19 protein-coding genes are annotated in these 19330 nt (G+C 72.3%); 5 read left to right on the top strand and 14 right to left on the bottom strand.

Annotated features, from left to right (window positions below):
• Positions 1–130 precede the first annotated feature (130 nt).
• On the bottom strand, positions 131–1264 hold the full coding sequence (locus tag AB0J53_RS43370; RefSeq protein WP_364183707.1) for a M20 family metallopeptidase: 1134 nt from the start codon (positions 1262–1264) through the stop codon (positions 131–133).
• A gap of 12 nt (positions 1265–1276) precedes the next feature.
• Positions 1277–2785, bottom strand: coding sequence for an AbgT family transporter (locus tag AB0J53_RS43365; protein ID WP_219510147.1), 1509 nt, complete (start codon positions 2783–2785; stop codon positions 1277–1279).
• A 126-nt stretch (positions 2786–2911) separates the two neighbouring features.
• Here AB0J53_RS43365 and AB0J53_RS43360 point away from each other — a divergent pair, with 126 nt between their 5' ends.
• On the top strand, positions 2912–3880 hold the full coding sequence (locus AB0J53_RS43360) for an Lrp/AsnC family transcriptional regulator (protein ID WP_364183704.1): 969 nt from the start codon (positions 2912–2914) through the stop codon (positions 3878–3880).
• Positions 3881–3890: 10 nt separating this feature from the next.
• A complete protein-coding gene (locus AB0J53_RS43355; RefSeq protein ID WP_364183701.1) occupies positions 3891–5117 on the top strand; it encodes an alpha/beta fold hydrolase in 1227 nt (408 codons plus the stop codon).
• Here AB0J53_RS43355 and AB0J53_RS43350 read toward each other — a convergent pair.
• The 4 genes from AB0J53_RS43350 to AB0J53_RS43335 all read right to left on the bottom strand — a co-directional run bounded on the left by AB0J53_RS43350 (position 5089) and on the right by AB0J53_RS43335 (position 9918).
• Positions 5089–6528: an ATP-binding protein gene (locus AB0J53_RS43350; RefSeq protein ID WP_364183698.1), complete on the bottom strand. Its 1440-nt coding sequence runs from the start codon at positions 6526–6528 to the stop codon at positions 5089–5091. The two genes, AB0J53_RS43355 and AB0J53_RS43350, sit on opposite strands and share 29 nt — an antisense overlap.
• A gap of 20 nt (positions 6529–6548) precedes the next feature.
• Positions 6549–8213 carry an FAD-dependent oxidoreductase gene (locus tag AB0J53_RS43345; RefSeq protein WP_364183695.1) on the bottom strand — a complete coding sequence of 555 codons (1665 nt, stop codon included), beginning with the start codon at positions 8211–8213 and terminating at the stop codon, positions 6549–6551.
• A 71-nt stretch (positions 8214–8284) separates the two neighbouring features.
• Entirely contained in the window at positions 8285–9046 is a 762-nt protein-coding gene (locus AB0J53_RS43340; protein ID WP_364183693.1) for an SDR family oxidoreductase, read from the bottom strand.
• A gap of 8 nt (positions 9047–9054) precedes the next feature.
• On the bottom strand, positions 9055–9918 hold the full coding sequence (locus tag AB0J53_RS43335; RefSeq protein ID WP_219510153.1) for an RNA polymerase sigma-70 factor: 864 nt from the start codon (positions 9916–9918) through the stop codon (positions 9055–9057).
• Between the two features lie 124 nt (positions 9919–10042).
• Between AB0J53_RS43335 and AB0J53_RS43330 the strand changes: the two genes are divergently transcribed.
• Together AB0J53_RS43330 and AB0J53_RS43325 are read left to right on the top strand one after the other, a co-directional pair.
• Positions 10043–10717: a ThuA domain-containing protein gene (locus AB0J53_RS43330; RefSeq protein ID WP_364183690.1), complete on the top strand. Its 675-nt coding sequence runs from the start codon at positions 10043–10045 to the stop codon at positions 10715–10717.
• Between the two features lie 848 nt (positions 10718–11565).
• Complete coding sequence (locus AB0J53_RS43325; protein WP_357585391.1) at positions 11566–12072, top strand: NUDIX domain-containing protein; 507 nt, start codon at positions 11566–11568, stop codon at positions 12070–12072.
• 9 nt (positions 12073–12081) lie between these two features.
• Here AB0J53_RS43325 and AB0J53_RS43320 read toward each other — a convergent pair whose 3' ends face one another.
• The 4 genes from AB0J53_RS43320 to AB0J53_RS43305 form a co-directional block, all read right to left on the bottom strand.
• On the bottom strand, positions 12082–12954 hold the full coding sequence (locus AB0J53_RS43320; RefSeq protein WP_364183687.1) for an aminoglycoside phosphotransferase family protein: 873 nt from the start codon (positions 12952–12954) through the stop codon (positions 12082–12084).
• A gap of 86 nt (positions 12955–13040) precedes the next feature.
• Positions 13041–13637, bottom strand: coding sequence for a hypothetical protein (locus AB0J53_RS43315; protein ID WP_364183685.1), 597 nt, complete (start codon positions 13635–13637; stop codon positions 13041–13043).
• A gap of 31 nt (positions 13638–13668) precedes the next feature.
• Positions 13669–14202: a DinB family protein gene (locus AB0J53_RS43310; RefSeq protein WP_364183682.1), complete on the bottom strand. Its 534-nt coding sequence runs from the start codon at positions 14200–14202 to the stop codon at positions 13669–13671.
• Between the two features lie 227 nt (positions 14203–14429).
• Positions 14430–14783 (bottom strand): helix-turn-helix domain-containing protein, encoded by a 354-nt coding sequence (locus tag AB0J53_RS43305; RefSeq protein WP_364183679.1) that lies wholly within the window; start codon positions 14781–14783, stop codon positions 14430–14432.
• A gap of 76 nt (positions 14784–14859) precedes the next feature.
• Between AB0J53_RS43305 and AB0J53_RS43300 the strand changes: the two genes are divergently transcribed.
• A complete protein-coding gene (locus tag AB0J53_RS43300) occupies positions 14860–15753 on the top strand; it encodes an NAD(P)-binding domain-containing protein (protein WP_364183676.1) in 894 nt (297 codons plus the stop codon).
• Here AB0J53_RS43300 and AB0J53_RS43295 read toward each other — a convergent pair.
• The 4 genes from AB0J53_RS43295 to AB0J53_RS43280 all read right to left on the bottom strand — a co-directional run bounded on the left by AB0J53_RS43295 (position 15728) and on the right by AB0J53_RS43280 (position 19258).
• On the bottom strand, positions 15728–16516 hold the full coding sequence (locus tag AB0J53_RS43295; protein WP_364183674.1) for a class I SAM-dependent methyltransferase: 789 nt from the start codon (positions 16514–16516) through the stop codon (positions 15728–15730). The genes AB0J53_RS43300 and AB0J53_RS43295 overlap by 26 nt on opposite strands.
• A 43-nt stretch (positions 16517–16559) precedes the next feature.
• Positions 16560–17186, bottom strand: coding sequence for a MerR family transcriptional regulator (locus tag AB0J53_RS43290; protein ID WP_364183672.1), 627 nt, complete (start codon positions 17184–17186; stop codon positions 16560–16562).
• Positions 17187–17201: 15 nt separating this feature from the next.
• A complete protein-coding gene (locus tag AB0J53_RS43285; RefSeq protein WP_219510164.1) occupies positions 17202–18050 on the bottom strand; it encodes a LysR substrate-binding domain-containing protein in 849 nt (282 codons plus the stop codon).
• 122 nt (positions 18051–18172) lie between these two features.
• Positions 18173–19258 (bottom strand): methyltransferase domain-containing protein, encoded by a 1086-nt coding sequence (locus AB0J53_RS43280; RefSeq protein WP_364183710.1) that lies wholly within the window; start codon positions 19256–19258, stop codon positions 18173–18175.
• Positions 19259–19330 lie beyond the last annotated feature (72 nt).

Raw genomic sequence — 19330 nt, 5'->3', positions numbered from 1 at the left:
GCTGATCGTCGATCTTCACGTACAGTGCTGTCGCGAGGGTGTTCAGTTCTGTCGTCACAAACGGATCTTGAACGCCCTCGCTTCATGTCCGCAGCGAAACTGCTGATCTCTACCCCTTGGAATCAATCATCTAGGCGAGCGCGGAGATCAGCCCGATCGTCAGGGCGGTGCGCTCCGGGATGTGCTCGACCAGCACGTACTCGTGCCGGGCGTGCGCGCCGTCGCCGACCGCGCCCATGCCGTCGAGCACCGGCCGGCCCAGCCCGGAGACGAAGTTGCCGTCGCTGGCCCCGCCGACCGACGCCTCCTCCAGGGTCCAGCCCTGGGCGGCGGCCGTGGCCTGCGCCTCCTTGAACAGCCGCCGCGACGGCGGGTTCGGCGTCATCGGCGGCCGGTTCCAGGAGCCGGCCACGGACACGCTCACCCGAGGGTCACTCGGCCCCAGGCCCGCGAACAGCGCGTCGATCCGCTCCATCTCGGCGAAGTCGCTGACCCGCACGTCGACGCCGCAGGTGGCGAGCCCGGCGGCCACGTTGCGGCCGGTGCCGCCGCTGATCAGGCCGACGTTCACGGTGGTGCCCAGCTCCGGCCTGCCCCCGGCGGCGATGACCGTGACCAGCTCGGCGAGGGCGTGCACGGCGCTCGCGCCCGCCGTCGGGTCGAGCCCGGCGTGCGCCTCGACGCCCGTCACCGTCACGTCGAACAGGCCCACGCCCTTGCGCGCCGTCTTCACCGCGCCGCGCAGCGACGCCTCGAACACCAGGCTGGCCAGGACGTCGGCGCTGGCGGCCTCGATGTGCTGCCGCGAGGCCGGGCTGCCGATCTCCTCGTCACCGTTGAACAGGAACCTGACGCCCGGATGCGGCAGCCCGAGCTCGCGCAGCCCGCGCAGCGCCCAGATCGACTGCACCAGCCCGGTCTTCATGTCGAACACGCCGGGCCCGGTCGCCTTGCCGTCGACCACGCCGAACGGCCACCCGGCCAGAGTCCCGGCAGGCCACACCGTGTCGTAGTGGCTCATCATCAGCACCTCACCGGGCGCGGTGCCCCGGTAGGTCAGCTCCAGCACGTCGCCGTGCGCGCCGCCGTCGTGCACGACCTCGTCGTCCGGCGTGCCCAGCCGCTCGACGGCCAGCGCGCGCACCGCCCGCAGCCCGGCGGCCAGCGCCGCCTTGTCGTAGCTGGGCGTCTCCAGCTCGACCAGGTTCTTGATGTCGTCGAGCATGGCCGGCAGGGCCTGCCGGCTCCAGTCGGTGATGGACAAGGGAGATCCTTCCTAGGCGACGGGCGCGCCGGGGCCGAGCGGGATGCCGAGCCACCAGAACACCAGGAACAGCAGCGTCCAGACGACGAGCAGGGTGAACGCGAGCGGGATGGTCATCGAAGCCAGTGTGCCGATCCCGGCCGAGCGGCGGTAGCGCTGCAGGAAGCCGAGCGCCATCACGAAGTACGGGCTCATCGGGGTGATGGCGTTCGTGCACGAGTCGGCGATGCGGTAGAGCGCCTGGGTGTACTCCGGCGGGATGTCGAGCAGCATCAGCATCGGCACGAACACCGGCCCGACCAGCGCCCACTGCGCCGACCCGCTCGTCACCACCAGGTTGATCACGGTCACCACGATCAGGATGCCCAGGAACACCACCGGCCCCGACACCCCGGCCGACTTCAGCAGGTCGGCGCCGTTGATCGCGATGATCTCGCCGATGCCGGTCCACTTGAAGAAGGCCAGGAACTGCGAGATCGCGAAGAACAGCACCAGGATCGGCGCCATCTCGCGCAGCCCGTGCGCCATGAAGTCGGGGATGTCGCGGCTGCTGGTGATGCTCCCGGCGGCCTTGCCGTACGCCCAGCCGACGGCCAGGAACGCCAGCGCGAGGAAGATCGCGATGGAGCCGAGCAGCGGCGACTGGACGAGGCTGCCGCCCTCGCCGCGCAGCGGCGATCCGGCGGGCAGCACGGCCAGCACCAGCGCGACGACGAACACGACCAGCGCGATCAGCGCGGCCCGCAGGCCGCGGCGCTCCTCGGGACGCAGGGTCAGCGAGCCGAGGTCGTCCTCCTCGGCGTCCTCGTCCACGGGCAGCGACTCGACCCGGCGCGCCAGCACCCGCTCGGTCACCACGGTGATCACGGCGGCGAGCACCACGGAGGAGGCGATCGAGAAGTAGTAGTTGGCCAGCGGCGTGACCACGTAGGCCGGGTCGATCGTCTGCGCGGCGGCGGTGGTCAGCCCGGACAGGATGGCGTCGACCGGCGTCACCAGGGGACTGGCGTCGTAACCGGCGGAGATGGACACGAACGCCACCACGATGCCGAGGATCGGGCTGCGGCCGACCGCGCGGAAGGCGAGCGCGCCGAGCGGGATCAGCACCACGTAGGCGGCGTCGGAGGCGACGTGCGACACCATGCCGGTGAAGGCCAGCGCGAACGTCACCCACCGGGGCGACACCTTGGCCACGCCCGAGCGCAGCACCGCGGCCAGCAGCCCGGACCGCTCCGCGACGGCCACGCCGAGCATCACCACGAGGATCGTGCCGAGCGGCGCGAACGACGTGTAGTTGTCGATGGCCCCGTCGATCATCGTCGTGACGCCGTCGGCGGACAGCAGGTTCTTGGCCACCACCTGCTTGCCGCTGGCCGGGTTCACCGCGGACACGCCGGCCGCGGCCAGGCCCCAGCTCACCAGTGCCAGGACTCCCGCCAGGATGACGAACAGCCAGAACGGGTGCGGCAGTTTGTTGCCGAGGCGCTCGATCCCTCCCAGGACGCGCAGCAGGCCGTTCATCGGTCAGGCTCCTTTCCCGTTAATGGTCACCCATTACAGGGGGGATGACCGATTTTGGCAAGTAAAATGTTCTGGCTGGCTGAATCAGTCGTCCAAACACGCCTGGCTGGAAGATACAGTCTTGACATGCTCGACGACGCCGATCTCGACCTGGTCGCGGCGCTGCAGATCGCCCCCCGCGCCTCGGCCGCCGCCCTCGCCGACGTACTCGGCATGTCCGCCAGCACCGCCGGGCGGCGGCTCGCCCGGATGGAGGAGCAGCGCATCCTGCGGGTGATCGGCCAGGTCGACTGGGCCGCCCGCGCCGAGGGCAACCCGCGCCACGTCTGGGTCACCACCGAGCCCGGCGCCTCCAGCCGCGTCGCGCGCGCCCTGGCCGACCTGCCCGAGGCCCAGCTCGTCGCCGAGACGTCCGGCAAGTCCGACGTCTACTGCGCCGTCCACCCCGTCGACCGGGCGCAGGCCCGCGAACTGCTCACCGCCCGCATCCCCTCGGTCCCCGGTATCGTCGCCACCCACTCCGAGCTGGTGCTGCGCGCGCTCACCAAGGCCGACTCCTGGCGGCTGCACCGCCTCGACGACGCCCAGGTCCGCGCCCTGTCGGAGCCCGCCGAACAGGCCGAGGAGCCCGCCCGCGGCGCCGACGAGCACGGCGTGCTGCGCCTGCTGCGCAACGACGGCCGCATCACCGCCGCGCAGGCCGCCCGCGCCCTCGGCCTCAGCCAGTCCACCGCCTACCGCATGATCCAGTCACTGCTGCGGCGCGGCGTCGTCCGCCCCCGCGTCGAGATCGAGCCCGCGCTGCTCGGCTACTCGCTGGAGGTCGTCATCGCGCTGACCGTCTCGCCCGGCGCCATCCAGCCGGTCGCCGACGAGCTCGCCCGCCACCCCTCCGCCCGCTACGTCTCCATCGTCGCCGGCACCACCTCCGTCATCCACCAGGGCGTCTTCCGCCACGAGGACGACCTCGGCGACTTCCTCACCCGCGACCTCGCCCACCTGCCCGGCATCACCGCGCTCCAGGTCTCCGTGGTGCTCAAGATGCTGCGCCGCTACTGGATCTACCGGGAGGACGGCCGGTTGGTCAGCCCGTAAGGTGCTGGGCGTGAAAGTCACGATGCCCGGCCTGACGGCCGCCGACCATGTGTTCACCGTGCCGCTCGACCACGCCGACCCCGCCGGCGCCACGATCCAGGTGTTCGCCCGCGAGATCCGCGACCCCGCCCACACCGGCGACCTGCCGTGGGCGCTGTTCCTCCAGGGCGGCCCCGGCGGCAAGTCCCCCCGGCTGACCGGCCAGGCGCACTGGCGGCACGTGCTCAAGACGCACCGGGTGCTCCTGCTCGACCAGCGCGGCACCGGCCTGAGCAGCCCCGCCACCGCCACCGGCACCGACGAGGAGCTGGCGGCCCGGCTGCGCCACTACCGCGCCGACGCCATCGTGGCCGACTGCGAGCACATCAGGAAGGCCCTCGGCATCGAGCAGTGGGAGACCTGGGGGCAGAGCTACGGCGGCTTCGTCACCCTCACCTACCTGTCGCAGGCCCCCGAGGCGCTGCGCGCCTGCCACATCACCGGCGGCCTGCCCGGCCTCGACGCCACCGCCGACGACGTCTACACGCGCACGTACGAGCGCGTCCGCGCCAAGGTCGCCCGCCACCACCGCCGCTACCCCGGCGACGACGAGCGCGCCAGGCGCATCGCCGAGCACCTGGCCGGCAACGAGGTCCTGCTCCCCGACGGCGACCGGCTCACCGTCGAGCGCTTCCGCACCCTCGGCAAGAAGCTCGGCATGGGCGACGGCTCCGAACGCCTGCACTGGCAGCTCGCCGAGGCGTGGCACGGCGACCGCCTGTCCGACGAGTTCCTCTACGCGGTCATGATGGAGACCGGCTTCGTCGGCAGCCCCCTCTACGCCGTCCTGCACGAGTCCATCTACGCCCAGGGCGCCGCCACCCGCTGGTCGGCGGAGCGGCTGCGCCCCGCCGACTTCGACACGTTCGAGATGTTCACCGGCGAGATGATCTACCCGTGGATGTTCGACGACATCCGCGCGCTGCGTCCCTTCAAGGGCGCCGCCGAGATCCTCGCCGCCGTCGACGACTGGCCGCCGCTCTACGACCCGGCCCGGCTGGCCGCCAACGAGGTGCCCGTCGCCGCCGTGGTCTACCACGACGACATGTACGTCGACGCCGGCCTCTCGCTGGAGACCGCCGCCCGGGTCGGCAACGTGCGCGCCTGGGTCACCAACGAGTTCGAGCACGACGGCTTCCGCGTCGGCGCCGACCAGGTGGTGCCCCGGCTCATGCGGATGGTGACGGACCCCCTGTAGGCTCGCGCAGCGGCAGCCGTACCTCGAACCACGTCTCGCCTGGCGCCGACCGCACCTTCAGATCGCCGCCGTGCCGGCCCGCCACGATCCGGTAGGAGATGTCCAGCCCCAGCCCGGTGCCCTGGCCGACCGACTTCGTGGTGAAGAACGGCTCGAAGATCCGGTCCCGGATCGCCTCCGGCACGCCGGGGCCGGTGTCGCCGATCTCCACGATCGCCTCGTCCTCGTCGTGCGCGGTCCGGATCGTCAGCGTGCCCTCCTCGCCCATGGCGTCGAGCGCGTTGTGGATCAGGTTCGTCCACACCTGGTTCAGCTCGCCGCCGTAGCAGGGGATCGGCGGCAGCGTCCGGTCGTAGTCGGTCGTCACCGTGATGCCCGGCGGGATCTTGCCGCGGAAGATCGCGACCGTGCTGTCCAGCAGCTCGTGCACGTCCAGCACCTGGAACGGGGCGCGGTCCATCTGCGAGTACTGCTTGGCCGAGCCGATCAGCGAGGTGATCCGCTCGGTCGCCTCCGTCACCTCGCCCAGCATCTGCGAGATCTCCACCGCCTCCGCCAGCCAGCGCAGCGCGGCCGGGGCGTGCTCCTCGCCGACCTTCAGCCGCACCTTCTCCAGGTGCTCCCCGCCGAACCCGGCGTTGACCAGCGCCGGAGCCAGCTCCCAGGCGTCCCCCACGCCCAGCTCGTCCAGCGCCTCGCCGAGCTCGTCCTCGGCGTCGGAGATCTCCAGCGGCGTGCGCGCCGGCAGCTTGCCCACCGCCTCCATGCATGCCTCCTGCATCTCCACCAGCGCCCGCAGCCGCTCCGGCGGGATGCCGTTCTCGGCCAGCCTGGCCAGCTCCACCCGCGACGACCTGATCAGCGAGCGCAGCTCGCTCACCGCCCGCACCGCCGCGGCGGCCGGGTTGTTCAGCTCGTGGGTGAGGCCCGCCGTGATCGTGCCCAGCGCCGTCAGCCGCTGCCGCCGGTCGATGATCTCCCGCTGCAACCGGCCGCCCGACTGCAGCCCGTCCAGCAGGTGCATCGCCATCGGGAACCACTCGGCCACGATGTAGGCGAACTTGCGCGCCGGCAGGATGAACACCCGCGACGGCGCCGTCGCGCGCAGCGTGTGCTGGTAGGTCTGCGGCGCCCGGTCGCCCAGGTAGGCGGAGGTCGCGCCGCCGTAGACGCCCGGCTGCCCGGTGCGCGGCATGGCGACGGTCCCGGCGCTGACGGTCTCCGAGATCATCTGCACCTCGCCCTCCACCAGCACCGCGAAGCACTCCGCAGGCTCGCCCTGGCGGACGATCTCCGCGCCCTCCTCGAACTCCCGCATCCTGCCGCTGTCGGCCAGCTTGCCGAGCTGCTCGTCGGTCAGCCGCTCGAACAGGAAGAGCTTGCGCAGCTCGTCGATGTCCACAGTGCTCATCGCTTCTCCAGATACCGGGCTCATTGCTTCTCCAGATACCGGTGCACGAGCGCGACGGCCATCGCGCCCTCCCCGACGGCCGAGGCCACCCGCTTGATCGACTCGGCGCGCACGTCACCCGCCGCCAGCACGCCCGGCACGTTCGTCTCCAGGAAGTACGGCTCCCGGCGCAACGTCCAGTTACGCGGCCGCCTGCCCCCCTGCACCAGGTCGGGCCCCGTCAGCACGAACCCCTTCGCGTCCCGCTCGACCGTCTCGCCCAGCCACGAGGTGTAGGGCTCCGCGCCGATGAACACGAACAGCCACTGCGCCTCGACCGTCCGCTCCTCGCCCTTGCGCGCGATCGACAGCCTCTCCAGGTGCCCGTTGCCCGCACCGCCCGTCACCTGGCTCTCCAGGTGCACCTCGATGTTGCCGATCGCCTGGATCTGCTCGACGAGGTAGTGCGACATGGACTTCTCCAGGCCGTCACCGCGCACCAGCAGGTGCACGCGGCTGGCGTACCCCGACAGGTGGACGGCCGCCTGGCCCGCCGAGTTGGCCGCGCCCACGATGTAGACCTCGCTGTCCCTGCACGACGGCGCCTCGGTCAGGGCCGCGCCGTAGTAGACGCCCCGGCCGACGAAGTCGTCCAGGCCCGGCGCGTCCAGCCGCCGGTAGGTCACGCCGGTCGCCAGGATCACCGCGTGCGCCGCGATCTCCCCGCCGTCCTTGAACCCGATCACCCGGGCCTGGCCGCGCGGCTCCAGATGCGTCACCTTCCGCGCGGTCAGCAGCTCCGCCCCGAACTTCAGCGCCTGCCTGCGCGCCCGGTCGGCGAGCTGCTGGCCCGAGACGCCGTCGGGGAAGCCCAGGTAGTTCTCGATCCTGGAGCTCTGCCCCGCCTGCCCGCCCGACGCGTGCGCCTCCACCAGCACCGTGTTGAGCCCCTCCGACGCGCCGTAGACGGCCGCGCCCAGCCCCGCCGGGCCGCCGCCGACCACGATCAGGTCGTAGAAGTCCGTCGCCGGCGTCGTCGACAGCCCCACCGCCGAGGCCAGCGTCGACTGGTCCGGCGCCTGCAGCGACGACCCGTCGGACGTCACCACCAGCGGCAGCCGGCACTCCTGCCCCACCGCCGCCACGAGCTGCGCCCCGTCGGGCTCCTCGGCCAGCATCCACCGGTACGGCACGTGGTTGCGCGCCAGGAAGTCACGCACCTGGTAGGACGGCGCCGACCAGCGGTCGCCCACCACGCGCAGCTCCGCCACCGGCACCCGGTCCGTCCGCTGCCAGGCGTCGAGCTGCCCGTCGATCACCGGGTAGAACTTCTCCTCCGGCGGGTCCCACGGCTTGAGCAGATAATGGTCCAGATCCACCACGTTGATCGCCTGGATCGCCGCGTCGGTGTCGGCATAGGCGGTCAGCAGCACCCGTCGCGCGAACGGGTACATGTCCATCGCCTTTTCCAGGAACTCGACCCCGTTCATCTGCGGCATCCGGTAGTCCGCCAGGATGGCGGCCACCTCGTCACCACGCAGCCGCATTTCCTTGACCGCCTCGATGCCCTGCACGGCGGCCTCCGCGCGGACGATCCGGTAGTCGCGGCCGTAGCGGCGTCTGAGGTCGCGGGCCACCGCCCGCGACACGCCAGGATCGTCGTCGACCGTCACGATGACCGGCTTGTCCATTCCCCTGCCTCTCACGTCGTCCTTGGGAGAAGGATGTCATGCGGCAGGGAACGGACTCCGGCCAGGCGAGGCCGCCGGGGCCCTCGTCAGGCGATGACGCGGCTCTCGCCGCCGTCCACCAGGATCGAGATCCCGTTCACGAACGACGCCCGCTCGCTCGCCAGGAACGCCACCACGTCGCCCACCTCCTCGGCCCGGCCGATCCGGCCCAGCGGCACGACGGCCGCCCGCTCCGCCAGCCCGTCCTCGCCGCCCGCCACCTCACGCAGCCGGTCGGTGTCGATCGGGCCCGGCATCACGTTCGTGACCAGCACCCCGTCGCCGCCCACCTCACGGGCCAGCGTGCGGACCATGCCCGCCACGGCCGACCTCGTCGCGTTGGACAGGGCCAGCCCGTCGATCGCCTCCCGCGCCGACCGGCTCGTCACCGTCACGATGCGGCCCCAGCCGCGCTCGCGCATCCCCGGCAGCGCCGCCCGCACCAGCCGCACGGTGCCGAGCAGGTTGCGCTGCACCGCCACGTCCCACTCGGCCAGGCTCGCGTCCACGAACCGGCCCGGCGGCGGCCCGCCCGCGTTGGCGACCAGGATGTCGACCGGCCCCACCACGTCCTGCGTCTCGCGCACCACCCGCTCGGCCGCCTCCGGGTCCTCCACGTCCGCGAGCACCGCGTGCACCACGCCGCCGAACTCCTGCAACTCCACCACCGCGTCCGCCAGCTTCTCCGGACTGCGGGCGCACACGCACACGTGGCACCCCTCCCTGGCGAGACTCCGGGCGGCGGCCAGCCCGATGCCCGCGCTGCCACCCGTGACGAGTGCGACCTTGCCTGCGATGCCGAGATCCATAACGGCGACTATAGAGACGACGCCCGCACCCGGGCGAGCTTGTCCGGGTTCAGCACGCCGTACATGCCCCGCACGCGCCCCTCGTGCCAGTCGAGGACGACCAGCTGATGATCGGAGCCGATCTCCATCCAGATCCCCGGATGGCCGTTCACGTCCACGACCGACAGCCCGCCGTACTCGTAGCGGGCCAGCACCCCCTCCAGGAACCGCAGCACCTTGTCGCGGCCCTCGATCGGCCGCAGCGCCGCCCGGACCCGGCCGCCGCCGTCGCTCCACATCACGACGTCCTCGTGCAACAGATCCGTCAACGGCCCCAGATCGCCGCCCCCGGCCGCCGCGATGAACCGCGCCAGCAGCTCCTCGTGCTCCCGCGACGACGGCCGGAACCGGTCCCGGCCCTCCGCCAGCCGCACCGACGCCCGATGGTGCATCTGCCGGGCGTTCGCCACCGACGCGCCGACGATCTCCGCGATCTCGTCGTACGGCAGCTCGAACGCCTCCCGCAGCACGAACACCGCCCGCTCCGGCGGCGACAGGCGCTCCATCAGATGCAGCGTCGCGTACGCCACCGTGTCCCGCAGCTCCGCCGTGTCCAGCGGCCCCGCCTCCGCCGACGCCACCGGCTCCGGCAGCCACGGTCCCGGATACGCCTCCCGCTTCACCCGGGCCGAGCGGAGCTGGTCCAGCGCCAGCCGCGACACCACCGTGATCAGGAACGCCCGCGGCTCCCGGACCACGTCACGATCCGTGCCCTGCCAGCGCAGCCACGCCTCCTGCACCACGTCCTCGGCGTCCCACATGCTGCCCAGCAGCCGGTAGGCCAGGCCGAGCAGGGCGGGACGGTGTTCCTCGAACTCAGCGGTCCCCGTCATGCCGGGCAGGGTACCCGTATCAAGCATGCCCGCTCCTTCCCTCCTCCCGAGAGGACGGTCCCGCATCACCGGATGTGACAGCCGATGGGTAGAAATACCGCGATGAGCATGATGAGCTTGGGAAATGGCGCGAAATCTCATCCTTTCCGGAGGCCTGTACCACGACTTCGACGCCACGTCGGCCGCCCTCGCCGACGCGCTCGCCGAAGTCGGCGTCGAATCCGAGACCACCGAAGACATCGCCGGCGCCCTCAGCGAACCACCCGAAGTCCAGCTCATCACCATCAACGCGCTCCGCTGGCAGATGACCCACGAACGCTTCGCCGACCAGCGCGACCAATGGCGCTTCCACCTCCCCGCCCAAGCCCGCACCACCCTCCTCGACCACCTCGACCGCGGCGGCGCCCTGCTGTGCATGCACACGGCGTCCATCTGCTTCGACGACTGGCAAGGCTGGCCCCGCGTCCTCGGCGGCTGCTGGACCTGGCCCAAGTCCCACCACCCGCCGCTCGGCTGGACCAGCGTCCGCGTCCACGGCGGCCACCCCATCGTCGACGGGCTGCGCGACTTCGACGTCGTCGACGAGGTGTACAGCGACCTCGACGTGCTGCCCGACGTCCGGCCCCTCGCCTCCTCCCACGGCCAGCCGCTCATCTGGGCCCGGCCGGTGCGGCGGGGGAGGGTCTTCTACGACGCGCTCGGACATGACACGCGGTCGTACGAGAACGAGATCCACCGGACCCTGCTGCAACGGGCGGCGCTCTGGCTCCTGAAACGCCCCGCCACGATCACCGACTAACCGCCTAAGAGCTTTAACCGGTCACGACGTCGCGCACCTACGGTCTCGACCTTCCGAACGGCAAGGCCCTCACGGGCGGGGCGCTGCGCGCCGCGCGGGTTCGGGCGTCCTTTCGGGGCGGCTAGCGCCGCACCGCATGGCCCTCACGGGTGGGGGCGCTTCGCGCCGGGCGGTTCGGACGCCCTTTCGGGGCGGCTGGCGCCGCAGGGCGTCGTCTTCACGTGGGGGCGCTTCGCGCCGGGCGGTTCAGCCGGTCGTTTGGGCGGCTGGCGCCGCACCGCAAGGCCCTCACGGGCCGGGCGCTGCGCGCGAGCGGTTCGGACGTCCTTCCAGGGGCGGCTAGCGCCGCACCGCATGGCCCTCGCGGGTGGGGGCGCTGCGCGCCGGGCAGCTCGGACGTCCTTCCAGGGCGGCTGGCGCCGCAGGACATCGTCCTCACATGGGGGCGCTTCGCGCCGGGCGGTTCACGCGGTCACGGTGGGCGGCCCACACCGGAACGCAAGGCCCTCACAGGCGAGGCGTTGCGCCCCGAACGGCTTGACGATGCGAGTGGGCTGTGGCAAGTGGGCTTTTCGGTGGCATCGGGGCGTTCCGCTGCGGCGTGAGCCGCCTTGGAATAACGTCCGAACTGCCCGGCGCGCAGCGCCCCGCCCGTGAGGGCCATGCGGCGTCAGCCGCCGGGGATGGGCGGCGCGGCGTCAGCCGCCTGGGATGGGCCGCCCGGAGAACACCACGGCAGGAGCGCGACAACGCCCACCCGCTCCCACGACCGGCCCCCGACCCCCAACCCGCCCCCGCGTCCCCCTAGGGGTGTCGAAACTGTCACACCCATCTGAGATCGTGGCCCCGTGGACGAACGTATAGAACTGGTGAACGAGCAAGACGACGTGGTCGGTGTCGCGGATCGCGACGAGGCCACCCGGCGGGGCTGGCTGCACCGCATCGCCACCACTGTGTGCAGGGACGAGCGGGGCCGCATCCTCGTGCACCGCCGCCCCGACGACTCCCCCCGTTTCCCGGGCTACTACGACGTGCTGGTCGGCGGCGGGGTGGACATCGGCGAGTCCTACGAGGAGGCGGCCCGCCGGGAGCTGGCCGAGGAGCTGGGCGTGGGGGCGCCGGTGGAGTTCGTCGTCAAGTTCCTGTGCCGGGGCATGCTGGGCCCGTACTGGATGGGGGTGCACGAGGCGGTGATCACCGGCCCGTTGCGCCCGGACCCGGCCGAGGTGCCGTGGTACGGCTGGATGGGGGAGGCGGAGCTGCGGCTGGCGATGTGCCGCTGGCCGTTCGTGCCCGACGGTCAGGAGGCCTTCGCCCGCTACCTGGCCATGCGCGCCACCTCGATGGCTTCGTGAGAAACGGCGTCAACCAGCGCGATGCGAGGCGGCATCCGGCTGGTCGGCATCGAGGGCGGCGCGGAGCTGGGCGAGCCATTCCACGCCCAGCCGGTGCCCGTCCGGGAGCTGGTCGTCGCGGTCCCAGCGCCACGTGGTGACCATCGCCAGTACGAGGGTCCGGCAGTCGCGCAGCAGACCCGGGTCCACGCCCGGATAGTGCTGGCCCACGTCCTCGGGCGCATGGGCGAGGTCGAACTCCACGGGTCCGCGGCAGCACGTCTCGAGGTCGATGAACAGCAGCCCCTCCCTCGTCGTCAGCACGTTGCCCGGGTGGGGTTCGCCGTGCAGCAGCTGCTGGGCGGCGCCGCCACGCTCGTCCACGGCCCGGCCCAGGGTTCGCAACGTGTCGCCGAGCAGGTCCCGGTCCTCGTCGGAGAGCGCCGGGGTGCGGTCATGGCTCGCCAGGAGCCGCAGAGCCTCCTCGACCCGATCGGTGAAGTGCGGCGCGGCGACATCGAGCGTGCGCATCCCGTGGTGCAGCCGTTCGAGCGCCCGGGCGTAGGCGTCCGGCGGTGGCGCGACCGCGTCCGGCGTCACCGGCTCGTAGTACGTCCACAACGTCACGGCGAACCCGTCACGCTCGTGCACGCCCGGCTTCACCCGAGGGTCCAGCGCGGCCACCGGGCTGCCGGTCGCGGCGAGGCGTTGCGCCAGCTCGACCTCGAACGGCGCGACGTGCTCCGCCTCGGGCGCCACCCTGGCCAGCACGTCACACGGGGTCAACCGCAGCGTGAGCTTGTTGGAGTCCTGGAGGACGACCGCGTCGTCGGCCGCCAGGCCGAGCGACGAGGCGACGGACCGGGCCGCGGCCACCGCACGCAGACCCTCTGACGCCCGCATTCGCCACCCGCCCCTCACACCTCGACAACCGGCACCCGTCAACCGCCACACGGCAACCGGCACCCGACCACCGGGCCGCCGCCGCGTCATGGAGACCCGTTGGTCAGCAACAGGTAGAAGACATCCCCACGGTAGAAGAACGTGGCCGTGTCCGACTCTCCACCATCAAAGTAGGCCAAGCCAGCACAAGTCGCACCTGAGTAATACCCCGTGCCACGCAGGAAGTCCGGCCGCACCTCGCAGAACGACCACCCCGCCACGTCACCCCCGAACAGCGCCTGCGGCAACGGCCCCAGCACCGCCCCGGTCGCCGCGTCGTCCAGGTGCCGCCCGTAAGGACTGAACGCCTCCCGCAACATCCAGCGCAGCCGCCGCCAGAACCCGTCCGCGCCCAGCTCCCGTACGTCCGGCCGCACCGGGCCATCCACCACCAGCGGGCCGTCGCCGTCCTGGAGGTTCCACCACCCCCGGCTCCGGTCGACGGCGAGCATCATCTCCTCGAACAGCGGATCGCGCAGGAACGCGGACAGGACCTCGGCCCGGTCGCCGCCGGTCACCGGCACGTCGGCGCGCACCTTGAGCAGGAAGGTGTTGCTGTTCATGACGGAGTCCACCGCGTCCAGGAACGCCCCGACGGCCGGCGCCGCGGGCCCGTCATACAGCTCGTTCAGCAGCGAGAGCACTTGGCGGCCACAGAGAGGGTGTACGCGGCGGTCAGCGGAGGTTCGCCCGCTGGAGGCGCAGGCTGCCGATCTCGGCGGCGTTCTTCATCAGCTCGACGTTCGCCCACGCCAGCACGTGGCCGAGGGTCAGGCCGCCCTCGGCGAACCAGGTGGTGCGGTCCGTCGCGTCGAGGTCGGCGTCGGAGAGCGCGTCCAGGGCGGCGCGCCAGCGGTCGTGGTGGCCGGTCAACGAGGTCACGGCCGAGCGCACGTCGCCCGGCCACGTGGTGGCCGCCGCCACGGCGGCCCAGTCGGCGGAGGCGCCGTCGCCGAAGCATCCGGCGTACGCGTTCTCCCACCACATGCCCATGTGCCACATCACCCATCCGATCGTCGGCAGCGGGATCGGGTCGAGCTCCTCCATGGAGAAGTCCGCGGTCCACGTGCCGTCGGGGCGCGGTCGCACGGTCCAGCAGTTCGGCACCGGCTCCCACAGGGCGTCCTCGTCGGTGAGCTGGTCGAGGTGGAGGGTCAGCAGCGACCACGTCAGGTCGAACTGCCAGCGAATGCGATCAAGTTCAGTCATGTGATCACCCTAGGGGCATGCCGGGAAGGCCCAGTGCCGTCATGGTTTCATCCCTTTTCGGCGTCCGGTTCCGCGCTTCACCGGGCGGCCTCCACGGGGGGATGCTGGCGCTCGCCGGTCAGCTACGGGGACGGGAGACGACATGACGGTACGGGGAGTGGCGGCGGCAACCAGGGCCCCTGCGCCCCGGCCCAGAACCCCGGCCTGACCTGCTTCTGAGGCCGGGGTTAGGAGGCCGCCGCGTGGTCGTGGGCGGCGCGCCCGTTCAGCAGGTGCTCACGCCCCCACGCGCCGAGGGGTGCGAGCGCCGCGTTGAGCGAGACGCCGAGCGGGGTGAGGGCGTAGGTGACGCGCCGCACCGCCCCCTCGACCGCCTCCTCCCGGAAGACGATCCCGTCGGACTCCAGCTCGCGCAGGTGCGAGGTGAGCACCTTCTCGGTGACACCGGGAATCCCGCGCCGCAGCTCGCCGAACCGGCACGGCCCCTCGTCCAGCGCCCACAGGATGAGCACCTTCCACTTCCCGCCGACCACGTCGATCGCCGCGTCGATCCCGCACACGTACGTATCCCGCCTGGTCATGAACCCACCATAAGGTAACCACCCACAATAAAGTGCGTTCTTGATCTTGATCAGGGGCGGGCGCGAGCCTGGACGCATGAACACGTCCAAGACTCCCATCACTCTGCTCGGCCTCGGCGACATGGGCGCCGCGCTGGGCCGGTCCTGGCTCGCCGCCGGGCACCCGCTGACCGTCTGGAACCGTACCCCGGAGAAGGCCGGACCGCTGGTCGCGGCGGGCGCCCGCGCGGCAGGCAGCGCCGCCGAGGCGGTGGCCGCGGCCACCGGTCCCGTGATCCTGTGCCTGCTGGACGACGACTCCGTCGGCGCGACGCTGGACGGCGCCGACCTGGCCGGCAAGGACCTGATCAACCTGACCACCGGCACCCCCGAGCAGGGCAGGCGGCGCGCCCGCTGGGCGGAGGAACGCGGCGCCCGCTTCCTGGACGGCGGCATCATGGCCGTCCCGCCGATGATCGGCGTCCCGGAGAGCGGCGGCTACATCCTCTACAGCGGCGACCAGGCCCTGTTCGAGCGGCACCGGGAGGCGCTGGAGGTCCCGGCGGGGGTGAACTACGTCGGCTCGGACGCCGGCCACGCGGCGCTGTACGACGTCGCGCTGCTCAGCGCCATGACCGCGATGTTCGCCGGCACCACCCACGCCTTCGCCCTGGTCGACGGCGAGAAGGAGGTGGACCTGTCGCGGTTCGCCACGCTGCTCGCCGGCTGGCTCGGCGCGATGTCCGGAGCCGCCCACGGCATGGCCGCCCAGCTGGAGAGCGGCGACTACACGCTCGGCGTGCACTCCAACCTGGCCATGATGTCCACGGGCAACGCCACGTTCCTGGACACCTCGCGGGAGCAGGGCGTCGACCCCGGGCTGCTGACGCCGTTCATGGACCTGATGGCCCGGCGGGTCGCGCAGGGCCACGGCGACGAGGGCCTGGCCGGGATCGTCGGGCTGCTCAGAGAGGGCGCCGGGCGAGCGTGAGCAGGTGACCGCTCACCCCGAGCAGCGACGGCTCGGACTCCATGACCCGCTGGGCGTCGAGCAGCAGCGCCCGCCGCCCCGGGTCGTCGAGCCAGTCGTCGAGGTCCCCGTACAACCAGAACGCCCCCTCCAGCCCGTACCTGCCGACCTCGGGGAACCCGGCGTCGGCGAACTCGCCCGGCACGTCGTCCGGATCGTGGAAGTAGGCGGTGAAGCCGCGCCCCGGCGAGAGCATGACGCCGCCGGTCGCGGCGGCGAGCGCGGCCTGCCGCTCCGGCGCGCGCACGTAGTGGCCGAGCTGGATGGTGCCGTGCACGGCCGCGTAGCGGTTGATGGTCGCGGCCGCCACCAGCCCGCCCGGCCGTACGGCGCGCCGGGCCTCCGCCAGCGCCCGCACCCGGTCGGCGCGCTCGGGCAGGTGGTAGAGCGGGCCCAGCAGCAGGACCGCGTCGGCGCTCGCGTCGGGCACCGGCAGGTGGCGCGCGTCGCCCAGCCGGGCGCGCACCCCGGGCAGCCGCGCGGCCCGCTCGACGTGCAGCGGGATCGGGTCCAGCAGCTCGACCTCGTAGCCGTCGGCGCTCAGCCATTCGGCGTGCGCCCCGGTGCCGCCGCCCACGTCCAGCACCCGGGCCGGGGCCGGGGGCAGCGTCCGGCGCAACACGTCCTGCGTGCGCCACAGCTCCAGCCGGTTGCGCCCTTCGCGCAGCCGTTCGTGCTCCAGGTCCTGGGCGTAGTAAGCGACGAGCTCGGGTGTCAGCGCCATACTCGATCTTGCCGAGCGGCGCGGGCCACCGGCAACCGGAATTTCACGACCCGCCGGACACGCGGCGGGCCGAGGTCGACTCGTGGGCCAGGCGGCGCAGCGCGTCGAACGCCCGCCCGTACAGGACCGTCCCCAGCACCAGCGCCTCCACGGCGGCGTCACGCGGGCCGTCGTACGGGATCGTGTCGATCTCGACCTCCTCGACCAGCCTGCCGGCCGCCGCAGCGTACGGGGCCAGCTCGGGCGTGTGGCCGAGCTGGCGCATCCGCATCACCGTGTGCGCCAGCTCGTGCCGGGCCGGCGCCTCCGGCTCCACCTTCCAGCCCAGGCCGGCCAGGAACGCGTCGACCTCGGCCAGCGCGGCGTCCCACTCGGGCGTCGCCTCCGGCTCGACGCGCGGGCTGAGCGCGTAATGGGCGGTGCCGAGCATCGTGTGGACCGGCAGCGACTCGTCCTCGACCGCCTCCACGACCTTCTTGATGGCCGACACCGGCAGCCTGCCCACCTCCAGCAGCGCCCGGATCAGGCGCAGCCTGCGCAGGTGCGTGGCGTCGTACTCGGCCCGGGTGGCGGACGTCTGCTCGCCCGGGTGGAGCAGGCCCTCGCGCAGGTAGTACTTGATCGTGGCGATGGGCACGCCGGACTCGGCGCTCAGTTCGGACATGCGCATCACTGGATAATATTGCTATCCAGATCTGGCCAGGTGCCGCGCCGCGCTCACCACGTCCTGCACGTCCGCCTGGCGGTTCCACAGCAGCACCACCTCGATGGGCGGCACCTCCTCCTCGATCGGCACGAACGCCAGCCGCTCCGGCACCGGAACCCCCTCGCGCACGCACAGCGCGTAACCCGCGCCCTCGCCCACCATGGCGACGACCGTGTCGTGCGTGGCCGCCGACGGCCCCAGCCGGGGATGCAGGCGATGCCGCACGAACGCCTCCAGGAACCGGCGCGCCCCCGCGACCGCCTCCGACTCCGGCATCACCAGCGGCTCGCCCGCCAGCGCCGCCAGCGGCAGCCGCACGTACGCGGCCAGCTCGTGGTCGCGCGGCAGCAGGGCGCGCACGGGGGAGCGGTGGACGAGCACACGCGCCACCCCGCGCGGCAGCGACCCCGGCGCGTAGCCGAGGCCCGCCTGGAGCGTGCCGTCCATGAGCGAGACGAGCTGCTCGGCGGTGCCCATCGGCGCCATGCGCAGCCGCGCCTGCTGGAGCTGCGCGAGCAGGCGGGCGGCGACGTCGCCCAGCCCGTCGGCCACGCCCAGCCTGGCGGTCCGCCCCTTGCCCCGGGCCGCCGTGGCCGCCCTCCCCAGCGCGTCCACCGCGACCGTCGCCTGGGCCAGGAACACCTCGCCCGCCTCGGTGAGCTGCACCCCGGACGGCGAACGGCTGAACAACTCGACGCCGAGCTCCCTCTCCAGCGCCCTGAGTTGTTCCGACAGGGTCGGCTGGGCGACGCGCAGAAGAGCCGCGGCTCGGCGCAGGCTGCCGGCACGGGCGATGGTGATCGCGTACCGGATATGGCGTAGGTCCATCCCTCACCTCGACTCTGTCTTACAGAAATTGACATGCGCCGTGAAGGGCCCCGGTGAAATGCCCGTGCTTCTACGGACATGTAGGGATGTCCGATAGACCGCGGACAGAGCAGATCGGCCGACTACAGCGGCCGCCCCGGGTCGTCCAGCCACACCCGCTGCCCGTCGGCCGTGACCGTCATCCCGAACCGGTCACGGCCCGGCTCGCCCCAGCTCACCCACCGGAAGTAGGCGTCGGTCACCTCGTCCCACAGCGGCCGGTCGCCCACCTGGAAGACCTCGTACTCCTCGGCGTCCGGCCGCCAGTCCACGACCGCCCACGACCCCGGCTCCTCCGGGTCCGACAGCCACATCCGATACAGCTCCCCGTCCTCGTCGGGCTCCGCGCTGCCGTGACAGGCCACGCCGGTCAGCGCCGCGACGGCCAGATCCGCCCCCGCCGGGGCGTGCGCGATCGTCCGGGGATCGACGCGGGTGGTCAGATGGTGCCTGTCCTCGGGCCCGCGCGGCGGCCGGACCGGGCGGGGCCGCTGGGAGCGCATCATCATGTACGAGGCGAACCCCGGGAACCGGCCGTACGCGGTGCCGTCCCGGGTGGTGACCAGCCGGAGGCCGTGGTTGGTGCCGAACCCCGGGCTGTAGGGCAGCACGATCACCGCCCCCGGCCGGGCCTGGCGGACCCAGGCGTACGGGATCGTCCGGACGCCGCAGGTGACGTGCACCCGGTCGAACGGCGCGCGCTCCGCGCACCCGTCCGCCCCGTCCCCCACGACCAGATGGGGACGGAGCTCCGCCTCCGCGAGCCTCCAGGCCGCCTGGCCCGCCACCATGGGATCGATCTCGACGGAGGTCACGTTCGCCGCGCCCACCAGGTGGCAGAGCAGGGCGGCCGTCCAGCCGGTGCCGGTGCCCACCTCCAGAACCCGCTGCCCGCGCTCGGCGCCGAGCCACCGCAGCAACTCGACCACGGTGCTGGGCGCCGACGCGGACGAGGTGTAGTCGCCGTCCCGATCCTCGACGGCGCTCCTGCCGTCGTCCAGCTGGGTCACGATGCTGGTGTCGGTGTAGACGGCCGCCATCCAGTCAGCCGGATCGGCGTCCCGGTCGATGAGGCGAACCGTGTCGTCGGGCGCATGAGCCAGCCCGACGGACGGGACGAACCGGTGCCGATGCACCGCGCGCAGCGCCGAGGCGATCGGGCCGTCCACCAAGCCGATCTCCGCGATCAGCGTTTCAATCCCGTGGACGTTTTCCGCCCCATTCAACTTTCCTCCCCGCGT

The sequence above is a fragment of the Nonomuraea sp. NPDC049725 genome, assembly GCF_040674795.1.
Classification (GTDB): Bacteria; Actinomycetota; Actinomycetes; order Streptosporangiales; family Streptosporangiaceae; genus Nonomuraea; species Nonomuraea ceibae.
Note: the sequence above shows the minus strand (reverse complement) of the source record. Positions and strands in the feature narration are given on the sequence as shown.